This window comes from Nocardia sp. NPDC058114 (assembly GCF_042884695.1).
Classification (GTDB): domain Bacteria; phylum Actinomycetota; class Actinomycetes; order Mycobacteriales; family Mycobacteriaceae; genus Nocardia.
In genome coordinates this window covers 417,369-434,662 of sequence record NZ_JBHVTK010000005.1, presented here as the reverse complement: position 1 = coordinate 434,662, position 17,294 = coordinate 417,369, and the positions used below count along the sequence as shown (strand labels likewise).

General features: G+C 71.0%; 1 protein-coding gene. It reads right to left on the bottom strand.

What is annotated here, in order from left to right; translation table 11 throughout:
• Positions 1-242: 242 nt before the first annotated feature.
• Positions 243-17,240, bottom strand: coding sequence for an amino acid adenylation domain-containing protein (locus ACFVVI_RS21410; protein ID WP_387446456.1), 16,998 nt, complete (start codon positions 17,238-17,240; stop codon positions 243-245).
• Between the last annotated feature and the right edge of the window lie 54 nt (positions 17,241-17,294).

Below are 17,294 nucleotides of genomic sequence, written 5' to 3'. Positions count from 1 at the left end.
GCGGCCCGGGAGCCACGACGCCGGGTGTGCCGACGCATCAATTTCGCACCTTCGCTTCGTCTCGAATTCCGATTCGGTCCGTGCTCCGACAGGGCACGAAGTTGCAACCAGCCAGACCCTACGGGTTATCCGGTGGTTACAACAGGGGTAATCGTTACAACAGCGCGGTCACATCATGCCTCACCGGCACCGCTGATGTCATTGCGCCCCAGCGTTCATGTCGCCGCGCACCAGCGTTGGTGTCACCGTGCCCCGGCCGCGCGGTCACCGGCGTCGAGCAGCTCCGCCAATCGCGGACCGATCTCCGCCAGCGCCTGCGGCGAGGTCATCTGATCATGCACCACCGCGACCGGCCGATCACGCACCGCGCCGTCGACATACGGGGCCCAATTGGCCGCCGCCGCCTCATGTCCGAGCGCGCTGAAGTATTCCAGCCTGCCACGGAACACCGCGGGCCGGTGTTCGGCGATCAGCTCGGCCGAGCGCACCGCGCTGCGATAGATCCGGCGCACCCGTTCGGGGGTGAGTACGGCCATGTTGGCCGGGATGATCGCGTGGAGCGCGGCCAGTGCGTCCTCGCTGAGTTCGCGCACCCCCGCGGCGGGCAGCGCCGCGCTGATGTCGACGCCGAGTTCGGCGAGCGCGTCGCGGACCGCCGTGTGGAAATCGGGGACATCGATATCGGGATGCGAATCCAGCATCGCCAGCAACGACACCTGCTCCCCCGCCGCCTGGAGTTCGGTGGCGACGGCGTGGGCGAGCACACCGCCCAGCGACCAGCCCATCAGCCGGTACGGGCCGTGCGGCTGCTGGGTCCTGATCTCGGCGGCGTAGCGGCGCGCCATCTCGGCGAGCGTGCCCGGCAGGTAGCCCGCCTCGCTCAGCGCGGGCGACTGGAGCCCGAAGATCGGCCGCCGCGCCGGAATGTACTGTGCCAGCCCGGCGTAGCACCAGGACAGCCCGTACATCGGGTGGATGCAGAACAGCGCTCCGCCGGCTTCCGTGCCGTGCGGCACCCGGTTGCGGATGGCCAGCAGGACGCCGAGGGCGTCGTCGGATTCGAGGTCGGAGGTGAGGTCGCGATCGCCGCCGGCGGACTGGGTGGCGTCGATCCGCTCGGCCAGCGCGGCGACAGTGGCGTCGGTGAAGAACCATTGCACCCGCACCTCGGCGCCGACCCTGGTACGCAGGCGGCTGATCGCCTTGGTGGCGATCAGGGAGTTGCCGCCGAGTTCGAAGAAGTCGTCGTCGAGGCCGACCTTGCCCGCGCCGAGCACCTCCGCGTACACCTCGGCGACGGCACGCTGCAACGGCGTGGTCGGCGGCCGGTAGGCGCGTGTGGTGAAGGCGGGGACGGGCAGGGCCTTGCGGTCGAGCTTGCCGCTGGCGTTGAGCGGCAGCGAGCTCAGGATCACCACGGTCGCCGGAACCATGTACGACGGGAGCGCTGCCCTGGCATGGGTGAGCAACGCGACTTGATCGAAACCAGTGGTAGTGGCGCCGCTTTCGATCGAATAGCCCTCCGGTCGGGCCGACGCGGGGGCTTCCTCGACCGGCGGTTCGACCGGCACCACGTAGCCGACCAGCCGGTCTCCCGTCGGGCCGTGGACGAGCGCGACGGCAGCATGCCGGACACTGTGATGATCGCGCAAGACCGCCTCGACCTCACCGAGCTCGATGCGCTGACCGCGCAGCTTCACCTGGAAGTCACTGCGGCCCAGGTACTCCAGGCTCTCGTCGGTAGTCCAGCGCACGACGTCGCCGGTGCGGTAGAGCCGGCCGCCGCCGGGATGGGCGACGAAGCGCTCGGCCGTGAGGGTGGGCGCGCCGAGGTAGCCGCGGGCCAGCTGCACCCCTTCCAGGTACAGCTCCCCCGCGGTACCGGGCGGGACGGGTCGCAGTTGCCGGTCGAGCACGTGGACGCGCGTGTTGGCGACCGGTATGCCGATCGAGATACCCACGGCGGGACCGGCTTCTACCTGCGCCGCGGTCACCACGGTGGCTTCGGCGGGGCCGTACCAGTTGACCAGCGCCGCCGCGGGCAGCACCTGGCCGAACCGGCGCGCGGTCGAGGACGTCAGCGCCTCGCCCGCCGCGAACACCCGCCGCAGCGAGGGGAATTCGCCCGTGTCACGGTCGGCGAGGAAGGCGTCCAGCATCGACGGCACGAAATGCACGGTGGTGACGGCTCGTTCGGTGATCACCTCGGCCAGATAGGCCGGGTCACGGTGACCGTCGGGGGCGGCGATCACCACCGTGGCGCCGGTCTGCAACGGCCACAGCAACTCCCAGGTGGAGATGTCGAAGGTGACCGGGGTCTTGTGCAGAACCACGTCGCCGGGGCCGTGCGGGTAGGTGCGCTGCGCCCAGCGGAACTGGTTGACCAGCTGCCGGTGCGTCAGCATGACGCCCTTGGGCGTGCCGGTGGACCCGGAGGTGTGGATGACGTAGGCGAGATTGTCGGCCTTCGGCAGCTCCAGCTCCGCCGCTTCGCCACTGACGGCGGCTAGCTCGAGGACGGGAATGCCGGAGTCGGTGGTGAAACCGGCGGTGGCGAGCACACAGATCGGCGCGGCCGAAGCCAGCACCCGGTCGGTCCGTTCGGCGGGGTGGTCCGGGTCGACCGGTACGTACGCCGCACCGGTCCGCAGCACCGCGTAGATCGCGGTCACCAGGTCGATGCCGCGCCGCATCGCGACCGCGACGAGCGTCTCCGGCCGGGCGCCCCGTGCACGGAGGGAACCGGCGAGCTCGCGCACGCGTTCGTCGAATTCCGCGTAGGTGTAGGTGGTTTCACCGTCGACCAGTGCGGTGGCCTGGGGCGTGCGCCGGACCTGCGCGTCGAACAGCGACAGCAGGGTCGCCTCGTCGAGCAGTTCGGGCGCGTCGGTGGCGTTGACCGCCGCCAGGGTCGCGCGTTCCTCCGCGAGCAGCACATCGATCTCGGCGATCCTGGCCTGCGGACTCGCGACGAACCTCGCCAGCAGCATCGAAAAGCGTTGCGCCAGCGCGGTGGCGGTGTCCTCGCCGAACACATCGCGCAGGTACTTCACCGAGACCCGGAGCTGCCCGTCGGCGACCACCTGCACGGTGAGCGGGTAGTGGGTGCCGTTGGCCGCGTCCATCCCGGTGACGGCGGCCGATCCGGACGCGGCCTGTGCCAGTCCTTCGCGGTCGACCGGGAACGACTCGAAGACGACGAGCGAGTCGAACAGCGCGTCGATGCCCGCGATCTCCTGGATCTCACCGAGCCCCAGATAGTGGTGATCGAGCAGCGCGGCTTGATCGTCCTGCAGTGTGCGCAGCAGCTCGGCGACGGTGTCGCCGGGACGCAACCGCACGCGAACGGGAATCGCGTTGAGGAACAGCCCGACCATTCGTTCCACGCCGTCGAGCTCGGCCGGCCTGCCCGAGACGGTGGCGCCGAACACCACGTCGTCGCGATCCACCAGCCGTGCGATGAGCAGGCCCCAGGCCGCCTGGACCACGGTGTTCACCGTGACGCCGAGGCTCGCGGCGAGCTCGCTCAGCGCGGCGGTGTCCGCCGGGGCGAGCACGAACCCGGTTTCGCCGGTGCCCGTGGCGATCTCGCGGCCCTGATCGACGGGCGCGAGCGGAGTGGGTTCGGCCAGGCCGGTGAGCGCGGTGCGCCATGCGGTCCTGGCGGCTTCGAGATCCTGGCCGACGAGCCAGGCCAGGTAGTCGCGGTAGGGCGCGACCTTGGGCAGGCGCCTGCTCCGACCGCCGACCACGTACGCGGTGAGCAGTTCCTGTAGCAGCAGCGGGGTCGACCAGCCGTCGATCAGGATGTGGTGGCTGGTGACGAGCAGGTGCGCGGTCTCGGCGGTGCGCACCAGCGTGAACCGCAGCAGCGGCGCGGTGGCCATGTCGAAGTGCGCGGCCAGATCGGCGGCGCGAATGCGCTGGTAGGCGGCGTCGTCCGCGCCCCGACCGGCGGGCCCGGAGGCGGCAGCGGAGCGTGACCACGCAGGGCCCTCGGGAGGGGCGCCATCGAGCACTGTGTCGATGACCTGCCACGGCACGTCGATGTCGTCGAGCACCACTTGCAGGGGGGTGCCCGCGGCGTCGGTGGCGAACGCGACGCGCAGGTTGTCGTGCCGGTCGAGCACGGCCTGTGCCGCCTCGTGCAGTTTCTCGTCGTCCACGGACAGATCGAGGTCGAGCACGAACTGGGTGATGTAGGGGTCGACCGAGTTCTCCGCGAGCAGTGCGTGGAACAGCATGCCCGATTGCAGCGGCGTCACCGGCCACACGTCGCTGAGCAGCGGGTAGCGGCGGACCAGACGCGTCAGCTCGGTTTGGCCGAGTCGCACCAGCGGGAAGTCCGACGGCGTGAATCCGCCCGCGCCGGGCTGCAATCCGTGTTCGGCGAGTCCGCCGAGCGCGCGGATCCAGTGTTCGGCGAAGGTCTTGACCGCGTCCGCGGTGAGTACGGCGGTGGCGTAGTCGAATCGGGCGACCAAGCCGTCATCGGTCGCGTCGACCGTGAGCACCAGGGCGAGGTCGTCGGCGGCCACATCGGTGTGCACGCGCGCGGGGCGCAGGTCGCGCAGACGGACGGCGAATCGGCCGCGATCCAATGTGCGGACACTGTCGGCGGTCTCGGTGTCGAGGTAGCGGAGCAGACCGAAGCCGGCGCCGTGGGCGGGAACCGCGCGGCGCAGTTCCTTGATCTGGGCCAGGGCCGTTCCCGCGGCGGGACCGCCGACGAGCGCGTCGGCGACGTCGATGCCGTCCAGGCGCAGCGCGAGCGGGTAGTCGGTGGTGAACCCGCCGACGACGTTCTCCGCATCGGGTCGGCCGAGCAGGCGCTGGTCGGCGCGCAGCCGCACCACCGTGCCGATCGCCCGTGCCGCGGCGGTGTCGGCGGCCGTGTGCAGGGCCAGCGCGGCGGCGGTGAGCAGTACCTCGTCGACAGTGGCGCGGTAGGCATCGGCGACGGTGCGCACCGCGGTGGTGCCCTCGCCGGTGATGCTCAGCGAGACCCGGTTGCGCAGGTGCAGATCGGCGGATTCGCCTGCCCTGGATCGGATCGCGCGATGCCAGTAGGCGCGTTCGGCTCGTGCGGCGGCGGTGGACGGGTATGCCGCGAGGTGGCGTACCAGGTCGCCGAGTCCGGCATCGGGTGCGGCGGGTGCGGCGTGGCGGCCGCGACTCCAGGCCGTGGTCAGCTGGTCGACCACCGCGCGCCACGAATTCTCGTCCAGGACGAGGGCATTGGCGACGACGACCAGGGTGGCCGAGCTACCGGCGTCGCCGGTGAGGACGAAGTGGATGTTGCGGCCCTCGTCCGGGTCGAGCGCTGCCGAGGCCGCGGCCACGATGTCGTCGACGGGTAGCGAGGACTCACCGTCTTCGTTGTCGAGCCTGCGGAAGGCGTCGCCGATGCGTTCGTCGGGCGGCGGGATGCGCAGCACCGGCGTGTCGCCGGTGCGGTCGAGCAGCGCCCACAGCATCGGATGCTGGTTCATCACCGCGGCTGCGGCGGCCGCGACGGCCTCGTCCGGGCAGTCTGCGGGCACTTCGAGCAGTACCGCGCGGGGTTCGACCGCGGCCTCGCCCGCTTCGGCGAGCTGGGCGGCGGTGGCGGTGAGCGGGAGCGTGGCCGACGGCGCACTCGGCGCGACGGCGACTTCGGCGCGTCCGGCGAGCGCGGCGACGGTGCGCGCGTCGAACAGGTCGCGCGGTCGCAGGACCACTCCGGCGGCCGAGGCCCGCGACACGACCTGGATGGCGGTGATGCTGTCGCCGCCGAGAGCGAAGAAGTCGTCGTCGAGACCGACCCGGTCGTGGCCGAGGACATCGGCGACGACCCGGGCGATGGTCTTCTCGGCGGCGGTACGGGGCGGGCGGTATTCGCCGCGAGCGGCGAGCGGGTCCGGCAGCGCGCGCCGATCCAGCTTGCCCACGGGAGTCAGCGGAATCTCGTCGAGGACGATGATCGCGGCGGGCACCATGTAGTCGGGCAGCACCTGCGCGGCGAGCGCGGTGAGTTCGGCGGTATCGAGCGCTCGGCCCTCGTCGGCCAGGACGTAGGACACCAGCATCGTCGAGCCGGCGCCGTTGTCGCGGCCGAGCGTGGCGACCCAGGAGACTCCGGGTGCGGCGGCCAGCACGGCGTCGATCTCACCGAGCTCGATGCGCAGTCCACGGATCTTGACCTGGAAGTCGTTGCGGCCCTGGAACTCCAGGACATCGCCACGTCGGCGAACGAGGTCGCCGGTGCGGTAGAGGCGGGCGCCCTCGGGACCGAACGGGTCGGCGATGAAGCGCGCTGCGGTGAGAGCGGGGCGCTGGTGGTAGCCGCGGGCGAGTTGGATGCCGCCGAGGTAGAGCTCGCCGGTGACACCGCCGGGGACCGGACGAAGGCGTTCGTCGAGGATCAGGGCGCGGATGCCGCGGATCGGGCCGCCCATGTGGACGGCATCGCCCGGCCGCAGCGGGTCGCTGATGGCGGTCATGACGGTGGTCTCGGTGGGACCGTACCCGTTGTGGAAGTGCCGCTGGGGCAGCGTGTTCCAGCGCGCGGCGAGGTCGGCGGGTACGTGTTCGCCACCGACGATCAGGACGCGCAGACCGGGAACGCCGTCGGGGTCGAGGGTGGCCAGCACCGAGGGGGTCAGGAAGGTGTGGGTGACGCCCTCCGTACGGATCAGCTCGGCGAGCTCGGTGCCGCCGACGGATCCGGCGGGAGCGACCACAAGCGTGCCCGCGCCGCCGATGGCGAGCAGCAGCTCCAGCACCGACGCGTCGAACGACGGGGAGGCGAAAGCCAGTGCGCGCGTCGCGGAGTCGAGGCGGTAGCGCTGTTTCTGCTCGGCGCAGAAGTTGGCGAGCCCGGCATGGGTGACAACGACGCCCTTGGGCAGTCCGGTCGAACCGGAGGTGTAGATCATGTACGCGGCATTGGCGGTGCTCGGCGGGGTGAGCAGTTCGATCTCGCGCAGGCCCACGGTGGCACAGCCGGCGATCTCGGCGGTGAACGCCCGATCGTCGAGCGCCACCCAGCCGCCTGCGCCGGACAGCGTGGGCAATCCGGCGAGTTCGGCGGCGAGGGTGATACCGAAGACGGCGCCCGAGTCGGTGACCATGTGGCTGATCCGCTCGGCCGGATAGCCGGGGTCGATCGGCACGATCACCGCGCCGGTGCGCGCGATCGCCCAGACCGCGAGCACCGATTCGACCGAGCGCCGAATCGCCACGGCGACTGCGACTTCCGGGCCTGCACCACGGGCGATCAGGCCACGGGCCAGCTGGTTGGCGGCGGCATCGAGCTCGGTGTAGGTGAAGCCGCGCCCGTCACCGCGCAGGGCGATGCCGGTCGGATCGGCGCGCACCGCCTCGTCCATCAGCTGGGCGAGGGTGCGCTCCGGCACGGCCGCCGGGCCCGCGAAGGTGATGTTCGCGAGGAATTCGGCGGGGTCGAGCAGGTCGATATCGCCCACGGCGAGATCGGGGTCGGCGGCTACGGCGGCGAGCAGCCGGACGAAGCGCGCACCGAAACTCCGCACCGTCTCGGCATCGAACAGGTCTGTCGCGTAGGCGAATTCGGCGTGCATGCCGCCGTTGTCCTGCTGCTCACGCATGGTGAGCAACAGGTCGAACTTGGCCTCGGCAGTGCGGGCGTCGAGCGCGCCCACCGTGATTCCCGGCAGTTCGAAGGCGACCGGGGCGAGGTTCTCGAACGACAGCGCCACCTGGAACAGCGGGTGTCGGCCCGCCGACCGCGCGGGTTGGAGCGCATCGACCACCCGCTCGAACGGGACGTCGGCGTGGGCGAAGGCGCGCAGATCGGTGTCGCGGGTCTGGGTGAGCAGCGCGGTGAACGGATCGCTCTCGGTGATCCGGCTGCGCAGCACCAGGGTGTTGACGAACATGCCGACCAGATCGTCGAGCTCACGGGCGCCACGGCCGGCGATCGGAGTCCCGATGGCGACGTCGTCGGTGCCGCTGAGCCGGGCGAGCAGCACCGCGAGCGCGGCCTGGACGACCATGAACACCGTGACGCCCTGCGCGCGGGCCAGGCCGGCGAGCTCGGCGTGCAGTGCGGCGTCGATCTCGAAGGTGCTGGTGGCGCCCGCGAAGGACTGCACCGCAGGGCGCGAACGGTCGGCGGGGAGGGCGATCTCCTCGGGCAGGCCGGCGAGCTCGTCGTGCCAGTAGGCCAGCTGGGCGGCGGCCGTGGAGGCGGGGTCGGCTTCGTCGCCGAGTGAGTCGCGTTGCCACACCGCGTAATCGGCGTATTGCAGCGGCAGCGGCGACCACGCGGGCGGCGAGCCGGCCGTGCGCGCGGTGTAGGCGAGGACGAGGTCGCGGGTGAGCGGCCCCATGGAGAATCCGTCGGCGCTGATGTGGTGGGCGACGAACACCAGGACGTGATCGTCGGCGCCCAGGCGCAGCAGCCGCACGCGGACCGGCGGCTCGACGGTGACGTCGAACCCGGTGGCGACGATCCGGCGCACCTCGTCGGTGAGGTGGTCGGGGGCGACCTCGACCGGGGTCAGGTCGACGCGCACCGCGTCGGGCGCGAGCACATCCTGGATCGCCGCATCCCCGCGCGCCGGGTAGCGGGTGCGCAGCACCTCGTGCCGGGCGAACAGGTCGGCGACACCGAGCCCGAGGGCTGTCAGGTCGAGGGCGCCGGTGAGGCGGATCGCGGCCGGGATGTTGTAGACGGTCGCGTCGGGGTCGAGCCGGTTGAGCAGCCACATCCGCTGCTGTGCCAGTGACAACGGCACCCGCTGCGGGCGCGGTCCGGCGAGCAGCCGTGGTGCGGTGGCCTCGTCCGATCGGTGCACGCGCAGGGCGAGATCGGCCACCGTCGGCGCTTCGAACAGCAATCGGACGCCGACCGCGCGATCGAGCGCCGTCCCGATCCGGGCCGCCGCCCTGGTGGCGAGCAGCGAGTTGCCGCCGAGGGCGAAGAAGTCGTCGTCGGCGCCGACGGAGGCGACTCCGAGGATCTCGCCGTAGACCTCCGCGACCACCTGTTCGGTAGGTGTCGCCGGGGCGCGGAAGGTGGCGGCCTCGAAGACCGGCGCGGGCAACGCCTTTCGATCCAGCTTGCCGTTGACGGTGTAGGGCAGTTCCCCGAGGACAGCGAAGGCGTCGGGCACCAGATAGGTCGGCAGCTTGTCCCCCAGCGCGGACCTCAGCTGTGCGACATCGAGATCCGCGCCGACCACATAGGCGACCAGTCGATCACCGAAATGGGCGTCGGTCCGGGCGAGCACCGCGGCCTGGCTCACCGCGGGCAGCCCGAGCAGCACGGCTTCCACCTCACCGGGCTCCACGCGGAACCCGCGGATCTTCACCTGGAAGTCGCTGCGGCCCAGGTAGATCAGCTCGCCGCCCGCTGTGGCGCGACCGGCTGGGGGCAGGCTGTCCGGTACCTCGGTCAGCGGTGTGCGCGCGACCAGGTCACCGGTGCGGTACATGCGAGCGCCGGGCTCGAAGGGATCGGCGACGAAGCGATCAGCGGTCTGGGCCGCTTTGCGCAGGTAACCGCGAGCCAGCTGGACGCCGCCGAGATACAGCTCGCCTCTGATGCCGGGGGCCACGGGCCGCAACCGCTCGTCGAGAACGTAGACGCGACTGTTCCATGCGGGCGCGCCGATCGGCACGGTCAGCACGTCGGCGGTGCCGACACGGTGATCGGTGATCGACACAGCGGCCTCGGTGGGTCCGTACAGGTTGTCGATCCTGTTGCCGGGCAACGTCTTCAGCAGGCGCTGGGCCAGCGCGGCGGGCAGGGATTCGCCGATCGCGAGGATGCGGGTCAACGGCACGACCCGGCTCGGGACGCCGCTCTCGTCGTGCGCGGACGACTCCCAGTACCCGGACAGCGCGTCGAGCAGCGACGGCACCGCTGTCAGGGTGGTGACGCCCGCGTCGGTGATCAGGGCGTCCAGGTAGGCGGGGTCGCGGTGCCCGTCGGGGGCGGCGATCACCAGGCGGCCACCGCAGACGGCGGCGGACCAGAATTCCCAGACGGACAGGTCGAAGGTGGCGGGGGTCTTCAGCAGGAACACATCGGCGGCGTCCGTGCCGAATTCACCGCGTAGCCACTGCAACTGGTTGATCACCGCAGCGTGCGGCACCGCCACGCCCTTGGGGCGACCGGTGGAGCCGGAGGTGAAGATGACGTAGGCGGTGTTGTCGGGGCGCAGCGGCGCGCGGCGGTCGGCGTCGGTGATCGGGCTGGGATCAGCGGAGGCAATCACCGGGTGGTCGACGCGCACCACCGGTGCGGCGTCGGTACGGAAACCGTTGGTGAGCACGCAGATCGGGGCGGCGGTGTGCAGGATGTAGTCGGTGCGATCGGCGGGCTGATCGGGGTCGATAGGCACGTAGGCGCCGCCCGACCTGGTCACCGCGTACATGGCGACGACGAGATCGATCGACCGTGGCAGGGCGAGCGCGACCAGCGACTCGGGACCGACGCCGATCGAGATCAGATGCCGCGCGAGCCTGTTGACCCGTGATTCGAACTCGGCGTAGGTGAGCTCGAGGCGACCCTCGGGCAGGTCGGCCACGAGTGCGACAGCTTCGGGCCTGGCGACCGACGGCAGGTCGGCGAGCGTGCCACCGGGCACAGCGAGATCAGCGGCACCACTGACGATTTCGGTCGCGCGCTCCTCGGCGGACCGCAGGTCGACATCACCGACCACCACGGCGGGCTCGCGAATCACCGCGTCGAGCAGCAACGTCAGCCGGTCCGCGAAGGCCGCCACCGTCGCGGCGTCGAAGAGATCGGTGGCGTAGGTGAAGAAGCCCTCGATGCCGGTGGGCGCCCCGTCGGCGTCGTAACCGTCGCCGACGATCAGATGCAGATCGAATTGCGACACAGCGAGTTCCGCCGATACCGGCGCGATCCGCAGGCCGGGCAGTTCCAGTGCGGCACGGTCGATGTTCTGGAAGGACAGACCGACCTGGAACAGCGGGTGACGTGCCGTGGAGCGCGGCGGATCGAGCACCTCGACCAGTCGCTCGAACGGAACATCGGCCGCGGCGAAGGCGGCCAGGTCGCTCGTGCGCTGGGCGGCGAGCAGCTCGGCGAACGTGGCGCCACCGTCGTAGCGGGTGCGCAGAACGACCGTGTTGACGAACATGCCGATCAGATCGTCGAGTTCGCGCTCTCCGCGTCCGGCGACGGGAGTGCCCACCGCCACGTCCGCGGCACCGGACAGCCGGGCCAGCAGGACGGCGAAAGCGGTGTGCAACACCATGAACACCGTGGCGCCGCGGTCGCGCGCGAGCGCCGCGAGCGCGGCGTGCGTCTCGGCGTCGATGCGCACCGGCACCCGTCCACCCGCGAGGGAGGCGACGGCGGGCCGCGGGTAGTCGGCGGGCAGTTCGAGCAGATCCGGCAGGCCGGCGAGTTCGGAGCGCCAGAACGAGAGCTGTCGGGCAGCCGCCGAATCCGTCTCGTCCTCGGCACCGAGCCGATCCAGCTGCCACAGCGCGTAGTCGGCGTACTGCACCGGCAGCGCGGCCCACTCCGGGGCATGTCCGGCGGTCCGTGCGAGGTAGGCGGTGGTCACATCGCGCACCAGCGGCGCCATCGAGGAGGCGTCGGCGGCGATGTGGTGCACCACCACGGCGAGCACGTACTCCGTGGGCGCGTCGGGTCCGCTGTCCGTGACATCGAACAGCCGGACCCGCAACGGAACCTCGACGGTCACGTCGAACGCGGTAGACGCGAGCGCGGTCACCGCGGCGATCAGCGAGGTCGCGGCATCCCGGGATCCGGCCTCGCCGGCCGTCGGCTGCCCGGCACTGATCCGGTGCACAGTGAAGTCGAGGTGGACCTGGTCGGCGGGGAGAACCTGCTGAATCGGGCCGTCGGCGGTGTCGGGGTAGACCGTGCGCAGGACCTCGTGGCGGGCCAGTACGTCGCGCAGCGCGGTGGTGAGCGCCGCGACGTCGAGGGCGCCGGTCAGCCGTAGTGCGAAGGGCAGGTTGTAGGCGGCGGCTCCGTCGTCGGCGCCCTGGTCGAAGCGGTTGAGGAACCACATCCGGCGCTGGGCGGGCGACAGCGGCAGCTCGTCGGGGCGGGGCAGGGTGCCGAGGCCACTGGTCGGCTGCGCCACCGCGCCGGGGTCGAGCACCGCCGCGAGCCCGGCGACGGTCGGGGTTTCGAAGAGGGTGCGCACGGCGATGCGGCCACCGGTGGCGGCGCCGAGGCGGGCGACCAGGCGGGTGGCGATCAGCGAGTTGCCACCGAGTGCGAAGAAGTCGTCGTCGGCGCCGATGTCGGTGCGGCCGAGCACTTCCCCGAACAGATCGGCGACGAGCCGCTCCTGGGTGGTGCTCGGCGCGCGGAACGCCCGGGCGGTGAAGCTCGGCGCGGGCAGCGCCTTGCGGTCGAGCTTGCCGCTGGGATTGAGCGGCAGTTCGCCGAGCACGGTGATCGACGCCGGAACCATGTAGACCGGCAAGGTCTTCGAGACAGCGGCTTGGAGCCGGTCGGGCTCGGCGGCGTGGCCGGGCGCGGGCACCACGTAGGCGACCAACTGGTCACCGAGCTCGGTCGCCGCGACCAATGCCACTGCCTGGCTGACGGATTCGTGCGCCAGCAGCGCGGTCTCGATCTCGCCGAGCTCGATCCGCTGTCCGCGGAACTTCACCTGGAAGTCGATGCGCCCCAGGTAGTCCAGCCGGTGCGGGGCAGTCGCGGTGGGCCGACGCCACACCACCAGGTCACCGGTGCGGTACATGCGAGCGCCCGCCGCGGCGAGGCCGGAGGCCGGGGCGAAGGGGTCGGCGACGAATCGATCGGCGGTGAGACCGGGTCGCGCGACATAACCGCGCGCGAGCTGATCGCCCGCGAGATAGAGCTCGCCCGCGATACCGGGTGGCACCGGTCGCAGCCGATCGTCGAGGACGTACACGCGGGAGTTCCACTGCGGCAAACCGATCGGCACCGAGCGGTCACCAGGGCGGGCCGGCCAGTACGTCACCGAGACAGCGGCTTCGGTCGGCCCGTACAGATTGTGCAACCTGGCCGAACTGACCGCGGCCATGGCGTCGACGGTCTCGGCGGGCAGCGCCTCACCGATGACGAAGATCTCGCGCAGCGACTCCAGGTCGGCATTGCCTTCGGACGCGGAGTCCGTGCCGACAGCTGCCGCCTGGGTGGCGAACATCGTGAGCATCGACGGGACGAAGTCGGTGACGGTGACCTTGTGCTTGCCGATCAAGTCGATCAGATAGGCAGGATCGCGGTGGCCATCCGGGGTGGCAAGCACCAGTTTCGCGCCGACCCGCAGCGGCATGAAGTAGCCCCACAGCGACACGTCGAAGGTGGTCGCGGTTTTCTGCAGGTACACATCGCCCAGCGCGAGTGGGTATTTCGCCAGCATCCAGACGAGCTGGTTGTGGATGGCGGCGTGCGAGATCGCGACACCCTTGGGCTTGCCCGTGGACCCCGAGGTGAAGATGACGTAGGCCGGGTGGTCGGGGTGCAGCGGTGCGCGCAACTCCGGTGCGAGGACGGGATCACCCGGTACGCCGGCGACATCGAGCTCGTCGAGCAACAGCAGCGAGGTGCCGGGCGGAACTTCGATGGCGTCGGCACGGGTGCTCAGCACGCAGGCCGGGCGGGCGGTGTCGAGGATGTAGGCGATGCGATCGGCCGGATGGTCGGGATCCAGCGGCACGTAGGCGCCACCCGCGGTGAGCACCGCGTACATCCCGATCACCAGGTCGGGCGATCGCCGGACAGCAAGGCCGACAAGGCTTTCGGGACCGACGCCCTGGTCGATCAGCAGCCGGGCGAGGGCATTCACGCGCTCGTCGAACTGCCGGTAGGTCAGCTCGGTGTCCTCGTAGACCAGCGCGGTGGCATCCGGATGCGTCTGCACCGCACGGCGATACGCGTCGAGCATCGGCTCCGGCGGCACGGGGTGGCGGGTTTCGTTCCAGCTCACCAGGCTCTGCTCCCGCTCGACCTCGGTGAGCAGGTCGATGTCGGCGATCGCGAGACCGGCGTCGGTGGCGACCGCGTCGAGCAGGCGGGTGAACCGGGCCGCCAGGATCTCGATGGTGGCCGCATCGAACAGATCGGTGGCGTAGTTGAACGACGCGGCCATCGGCTCGGCCGGGTCCGCACCCGGCACGATCGTGAGCTGTAGGTCGAAACGCGCTACCGCACCGCCGAATTCGACGGGAGTGGCGTCGAGGCCGGGCAGGCGCAGGTTCGGCAGGTCCAGATTCTGGAAGAACAGGGCGACCTGGAACAGCGGGTGATGGGCCTGCGAGCGAACCGGATCGAGCAGTTCTACCAGGCGCTCGAACGGCAGGTCGGCGTGGGCGAAAGCGGCGAGGTCGGCCCGCTTGGTCGCGTGCAGCAGCTCGGCGAAGCTCGCGCGCGGGTCGAGATGCGTGCGCAGGACGAGCGTGTTGACGAACATGCCGATCAGGTCGTCGAGTTCCCTGGCACCGCGACCGGCCACCGGGGTGCCGATGGCGATGTCGTCGGTGTGCGCGACCCGGCCCAGCAGCACCGCGAAAGCCGCGTGGACGACCATGAATTCGGAGGTACCGCTGCGCTGGGCGAGCGCGGCGAGTGCCGTGTGCACCGCCGCCGGAATCTGGAACCCGAATTCGGCGCCGCGACCGGTGAAGACGGGCGGGCGTGGGCGATCGGTCGGCAGGTCGAGTCGGTCGGGCAGTCCCGCGAGCGCCGTGCGCCAGTGCGCGATCTGGGCGGCGGCCACCGAATCCGGGTCGTCTTCGGCGCCGAGGAGCTCGCGATGCCACAGCGTGTAGTCGACGTACTGCACCGGCAGCGGCTGCCATCGGGGTCGCGATCGGTTGCGGCGGGCGAGGTAGGCGCCGAGCAGGTCACGCAGCAGCGGTGCGACCGAGGCGCCGTCGGCGGTGATGTGGTGCAAGGCCACGGCGAGCACGTGATCGTGCGGCCCGAGCTCGGCCAGCGCCACCCGGAACGGCACACCGGCGGCGACATCGAACCCGGTGGCGGCGAATTCGCCCAGCCACAGCGGCAATTCGTCCTCGGTGAGCGAGTCGACCAGCACATCGGGGACGGCTTGCGCCATCGGCAACACCACCTGGTGGCCGACGCCGTCCACCACCGCACCGTCGGCACCTCGCTCGTACCCCTCGGCGGTGTGGACCGGGTACAGAGTGCGCAGGGATTCGTGCCGGGCGACCAGGTCCGACAGCGCCGCGTGCAGGGCGCGCGCGTCGAACGGTCCGGACAGGCGCAGCGCGAACGGGATCGTCTCCGCGGTCGAACCCGGATCGAACTGGTTGAGGAACCACATCCGCTGTTGGGCGGGCGAGAGCGGAATCAGCTCGGGGCGTTCGCGAGGTGCCAGCGGCGCGTGGCCGCCCGCGCCCTTGAGCGGTTCGAGCAGGGCAGCAAGACCGGCGACAGTGGGACTTTCGAAGACGTGACCGGCGGGCACCCGAGCCGACAGCTCCGCTCCGAGGCGCGCGGCTGCCCGCGTGGCGAGCAGCGAATTGCCGCCGAGGGCGAAGAAGTCGTCATCGGCGCCCACCGGGTTCTCCGGTGCCAGCAACTCGGTGAAGACATGCGCCACCAGCTCTTCCATCGCACCCGAGGGCGCCCGGAACTCCTCGGCACGCAGGGTGGGCGCGGGCAGGGCGGCCCGATCGAGTTTGCCGACCGGCGTCAGGGGAATGGCGTCGAGCACGGTCAGCGCGGTCGGCACCATGTGCGCGGGCAGCCCGGCCTTGGCGTGCTCGAACAGCTGGTCGGTCTCGATGCGCGCGCCGGGCGCGGCGTGGACGTACGCGGCGAGAATCGTGGTGCCGTTGTCGAGTTCATGACCCACGGTCACCGCGAAGTCGACGGTGTCGTGCCCGGTGAGCACGGTGTCGATCTCACCCAGTTCGATCCGGAACCCACGCACCTTCACCTGGAAGTCGTTGCGTCCCACGAACTCGATCGCACCGTCCACCCGGCGGCGCACCAGGTCGCCGGTGCGGTACATCCGCGCCTCGGCCCCGGCGAAGGGATCGGCGACGAAGCGCGACGCCGTGAGACCCGGCTGACGGTGATAGCCACGCGCCAGCCCGTGACCGGCGATGTACAGCTCGCCGATCATCCCGTCGGGCACCCGGACCAGGCGCTCGTCGAGCACGTACTCGGTCACCCCACGCAGCGGCGCCCCGATGTTCATCGTGTCGCCGACCACCAGCGGCGCGCTGATATTGGTCACGATGGTGGTCTCGGTCGGCCCGTAACAGTCGTGGAACCGGCGGGTATCCGTGGCCCAGCGCCGGATCAGGTCCGGCGGGCACGCCTCGCCACCGGTGGTGACCACGGCCAGCGCGTCGAGCCCGGCCGGATCCAGCGATGCCAGCGCGGCGGTGGTGATGAACATGTGCGTGACGGCTTCGCGACGCAGCACGTCGGCCAGCTCGGCGCCGCCGAGAATGCCCGCGGGCGCGAGCACCATGGCGGCTCCGGCGCCCACCGCCATCAACAGTTCGAGCACGGCCGCGTCGAACGAGGGCGAGGCGAAGTGCAGCGTGCGCGAGGTCGGCTCGATCGCGTAGTGCGCGCGCTGTTCGGCGCAGTACCCGGCCAGCCCGGCGTGCGTCACCACCACGCCCTTGGGCAGACCCGTGGAACCGGAGGTGTACACGATGTAGGCGGGGTGCTGTAGCCGCAGCGGACGGACCCGGTCGGCGAAGGTCACCGGATCACCGGGCTGGTCGTCGGTCGCGCGCCGGACGGCCTCGTCATCGAGGCACAACCACCTCAGCGCACCGGGCAGACGGTCCATCGCCGTGCCGACCGCGACCCCGAGCACCGCACCGGAATCGCCCAGCATGTGACTCACCCGAGCAGGTGGATAGTTCGGGTCGACGGGCAGGAACGCCGCGCCCGTCTTGGTCACCGCCCACATCGCCAGCACCGATTCCGGCGAACGGGGAATGCCGACGGCCACCACGTCCTCGGGGCCGACGCCGTAGGCGATCAGCAGCCGGGCCAGCCGGTTGGACCGTTCGTCGAGCTCGGCGTAGGTCCAGCGCACCGGCGCGGACACGCCGTCGTCCCACGACAGCGCGAGCCCACCGGGGTTGGATTCCACCGCCACGGACAGCAGTTGCGGCAGCGACTTCCCGCGCTGCCGGGCGCGGGCGCCGGACGCCCGGTTCGCCCGGGTCACGACAGTTCCGTCCGATCGACGGAGTCGACTAGCCGTTGCCCGGTCATGCACACCTCGTACCGATACAGACGCGCACTGCCACTCATCCGCACCGCGTGCGGACCA